Below are 4,475 nucleotides of genomic sequence, written 5' to 3'. Positions count from 1 at the left end.
GATCGTCACATTTGTTTCACTCACACGAGCATCACGTCCGTTGGAGACAGAGACATCGCGAACCGCACCGCCGACGTGGCTCTCAGATGTCTCTGCCCGTTGTCGTTACACCGTCATCAGAATTGGTAGCGCAGACCAACGCCGGGATCGTAGTTAGACGACTTGTTGCCGGGATTGGCCAAGGCAAGCCCCTGGGCGTTGACTGTGGTACCGACAAAGCCGTTCGCAAGACCGCCCGACACCTGCGACCACATCACGCCGGCATATGCGTCGACATGCTTGGCAAAGCGCCAGTCGAGCACCAGCGAGACCGCATCCAGCGTGCCGGAGCAACCTGCAGAGACCGCCGCCGTGTTGCAGGTTCCCGTGGGGTTGGTGCCGTTACCGATCACGAAGCTGTTCTGCCACTCGTGATAGTAGGCGCCGGTGATGTCGAGGGCCGGAGTGATCGAATAACGAACACCGACCCATGCCGTCTGCAGAACTTTGTCGGTGGTGAAGTTGGTGTTGTTGAGTACAGCACCGATCATGCCGCCCTGCAGGAAGGCGCCGGGGTTCAGCGGATTGTTCGGGTTGGCGTAGTCGATGTGCTCATAACCGCCCCAGAACTTCCAAGGCCCAAGCGTATAGCGGGCACCGACACTGAAGACCGTGTTGTCGGAGACCGTAGCCGCCAGCAGGCCGTAGCCGCTGCTGACAGTCGTGACGGCAGTCGCAAGCTGGGCTGCAGACAATGGAGCAGCGGAGATGGCGTCGAAGACCTTGCCGCCCACGAAGTCGATCGAGAAGCCCATATAGTCGACGCCGACGTTGCCTTCGAAGGCGTTGCCGGTGCCGCTATTGCCACCGTTCTTGGCCTGGATTTCGCCGGCCAGGCGAACCGGGCCGACACTCACGCGATACTCATACGAGTTATCGAGGATGCGGTTTTCGGTGTCGCCGCCGCCGCCGTTCGCGCCTTGATAGGTGATGACCGACCAGGAGTTCGAACCGGAGAGCGGATCGTAGTTCACGATGAGGTCAGAGGTCAGAGCTGACTGACGGCCCATGGTGAAGGTGCCGTAGGTCGGCGAACTGATACCGAAGTAAGCGGCGTTGTTGAACATCTGGCCACCCTTCGAGGAGTCGCCGAAGGAGTTCTGCGCCGCGAAGTTCGTGGAGATGCCGTTGTTCGCCACGATGGACCCGGTACCGCTGGCATTCATGCCGGAGGCCGGATTGAACAGGGTCTGCAAGTTGAACACGGCATAGAGGTTATCGGCGATCTCCTGCTTGCCGCGCAAACCGATGAACGAAGTGCTCATCTGGTTGGCACCGACGCCGAAATAGGATCCGGCGGCGCCGTTCTTCGACACCAGCGTATCGAGCGGACCGCCTGCGACGGCGGCGAAAGGCGCGCTGTGCTGGATATAGGTCGCGCCCATATCGAAGTTGCCGTAGACGCAAACGCCCTTGATGCAGATGTCGTCGTTCTCCGGCGGCTTGGCCTTGACCACTGCCTTGTAGGGCAGGTCCGCGGCCATCGCGTCCACCGGACTGATGGTCGGCACGGCTGATTTCTGCGCTTCAAGCGCCTTCTGCCGCTTTTCAAGATCGGCGATGCGCTTAGTCATCTGTTCACGCAATTGTTTGGCCTGAGCCTGGATATCCGACAGCTCATCGGCATGAGCCGTCGCTGCTGCGAAAGCCAGGATGGCTGCTGCTGAGATGAAAGTCTTTTTCACGTAAGTCCCCCAAAATAGCCGCGGCAACAACCATGCGCTGCGGACAAAGGCACGGAGCCTCGAATGAGGACTCCTTACGTGAACGATCCTGCATCACCTCTTCGAGAAATGTTGTCACCTGAACGCAACAACGAATTCGCAAGCCGACAAAAATCCATAATATGATTTTTATAATATAAAGCCTGATTTATATTCTCAAAATCTTTTTACGTTCTAAAAATCCTTTGAGAAAACCGCAGCCGCCGTGCGGCTTCACTAAAAAAACTTTTATGAAGGTTCCTCGACGTATCGGGTGGCGGCGGCTTCACCGCAGCCGTTTACTCGAAGAGGTTGTCTCGCGCTTCTGAATTATTCTTGATGAATCGATTGGATGAATTTAACGCGCGCGCGTGAGGGAAAATTTTCGCACATCGACTCCACCACGCTGATTTTTCGTCGACTCAAATCCGCACAAGTGACTCAGCGCGACGATTGCCTTCGATATTGGGAGTCCTCGCAAAGTCGGCGATGGTCGACCGGACATCACGCGCGCCTTCGCCGCGGCGGCTCTTGCGATGTGAACGGCTCCGCCGCTTAAGCTCGGGCAGGAAGCCGGGGCTTTATAAAAAGACGATCAGCCATGAGCCGGCGACGGAGCAACGAGCCAAATCCCGCCTTGCCGGGCCAAGTCAAAAGCAGCATGCTCGCCCCAACAAAGACGCCGGACACAAGATTCCGGCCGCGAGGGGAAACGATCATGAAAAAGCAGGGGTTCGACCGGCGCGATTTTCTGAAAACCGCCGTCGTGAGCGGCGCGGCCGCGGCCAGCGCCACGGCGGCCATCGCAACACCGGAGGCCGCGCAAGCCCAACAACCGGCGCAAGCGCCCCCTGCCCCCACCGAACCCAGCGGCTACACGTTCCTCAACCTCGACGAAGCCGCCTTCGTCGAGGCCCTGGTCGATCACATGGTCCCGGCGGACGAAATCAGTCCGAAAGGCACGGATCTCGGCGTCAATATCTATATCGATCGGGCCCTGGCGGGCGGCTGGGGCAAGGGTGACCGTCTCTATATGCAGGGGCCGTGGAAACTCGGCGCCCCGAGCCAAGGTTACCAGCTGCCGCTGACGCCGGCACAGCTCTATCGCGCCGGCATCGCGGCCACCAACGCGCATTGCCGCAAGGCTTACGGCAATACGTTCGACCGGATCGCGCCAGACCAGCGGCAGGAGGTCCTGACAGGCCTCTCCACCGGCAAGATCACCTTCGATAGCGGCCTGCCGGTACGGGTGTTCTGGACCACGCTTTATCAGACCGTGGTCGAGGGCATGTATTCCGACCCGATCTATGGCGGCAATCGCAACAAGGCCGGATGGGCCATCATCGGCTTTCCCGGCGTCATCGCGGTGCATCGCGATCACGTGGCGCAATATCGCGGCAAGCCGTTCCCTAACAAACCCGTCGGCATCGCGGACATGAGCTAAGGGGGCACGAAAATGACCACGAAGCTCAAGGAAGTCGACGTCGTCATCGTAGGCCTCGGCTGGACCGGCGGCATTCTGGCCAAGGAACTGACCGAGGCGGGCCTGAAGGTCGTCGCACTCGAACGCGGCGGCATGCGCACCAGCGAAAACGACTACGCCCTGCCCAATATCCGCGACGAGCTGCGTTATGTGGTGCGCCACGACCTGATGCAGAACACCGCGCGCGACACCATCACCGTACGCAACAACCCGCAGCAGGATGCGCTGCCGATGCGCCGGCTCGGCTCTTTCCTGCCGGGCGAGGTCGTCGGTGGCTCTGCCGTACACTGGAGCGGCCACACCTGGCGCTGGACCGACATGGAATTCAAGGTCCGCTCCAATTACGAGGAGCGATACGGCAAGAAGTTCATTCCTGAGGACATGACCATCCAAGATTGGGGAATCACTTATGCCGAGCTCGAGCCTTATTACGACAAGTTCGAATACACCGCCGCCATTTCCGGCAAGGCCGGCAATCTCGGCGGCAAGATCCAGGAGGGAGGCAACCCGTTTGAAGCGCCGCGCGCCCGCGAATATCCGTTGCCGCCGTTGACGCCCATTCTGGCAAGCGAGATGTTCTCCGACGCCGCGCGCAAGGCCGGCTATCATCCCTTCCCGCGGCCATCGGCCAATGCCTCGCAGTCCTACACCAATCCGGACGGCTCGAAATTCGGCGCCTGCCAATATTGCGGCTATTGCCAGCGCTTCGGCTGCGAGGCCAACGCCAAGGGCAGCCCGCATATGACGGTGATCCCGATCGCGATGGCGCGACCGAATTTCGAACTGCGAACCAATTCCTGGGTCACCAAAGTGCTCAAGGATTCCGACGGCAAGCGTGTGACCGGCGTCACTTACACCAACATCCTCGACGGCGAGGAGTTCGAACAGCCGGCTTCGATCGTGCTCTTGTGCGCCTATGCCATCAACAACGTGCATCTGATGCTGTTGTCGGGCATCGGCACGCCTTACGACCCGGTCCCGCAAAAGGGCGTTATCGGCAAGAACTATTGCTACCAGACCGGCGCCAGCGCGACGCTGTTCTTCGAAGGAAAATATTTCAACCCGTTCATGAATGCCGGCGGCTCCAACGACACGATCGACGACTTCAACGCCAACTGGGCGTTCGATCGCACCCCTCACGAGTTTGTCGGCGGATATGTCGTGGCCGGCGGCTTCAACACCCCGCTGCCGATCGGCTACCGCCCGGTGCCGTCAGGCACGCCGCAATGGGGCAGCGAATGGAAGCGGGC

Annotated in this window: 3 protein-coding genes; 2 read left to right on the top strand and 1 reads right to left on the bottom strand. The window is 60.0% G+C overall.

Annotation, left to right across the window (positions count from 1 at the left end):
* Positions 1–116: 116 nt before the first annotated feature.
* Positions 117–1,724 carry a porin gene (locus ABSE61_RS36160; RefSeq protein ID WP_423875948.1) on the bottom strand — a complete coding sequence of 536 codons (1,608 nt, stop codon included), beginning with the start codon at positions 1,722–1,724 and terminating at the stop codon, positions 117–119.
* Between the two features lie 736 nt (positions 1,725–2,460).
* Here ABSE61_RS36160 and ABSE61_RS36155 point away from each other — a divergent pair.
* Positions 2,461–3,186 (top strand): gluconate 2-dehydrogenase subunit 3 family protein, encoded by a 726-nt coding sequence (locus ABSE61_RS36155; RefSeq protein WP_423875947.1) that lies wholly within the window; start codon positions 2,461–2,463, stop codon positions 3,184–3,186.
* A 12-nt stretch (positions 3,187–3,198) separates the two neighbouring features.
* A partial coding sequence (locus ABSE61_RS36150; protein ID WP_423875946.1) for a GMC family oxidoreductase occupies positions 3,199–4,475 on the top strand: 1,277 nt, incomplete at its 3' end.

Origin of the sequence: Bradyrhizobium sp. (assembly GCF_049519115.1) — a bacterium.
Taxonomy (GTDB): domain Bacteria; phylum Pseudomonadota; class Alphaproteobacteria; order Rhizobiales; family Xanthobacteraceae; genus Bradyrhizobium.
This window is presented reverse-complemented; position numbering and strand designations above follow the sequence as displayed.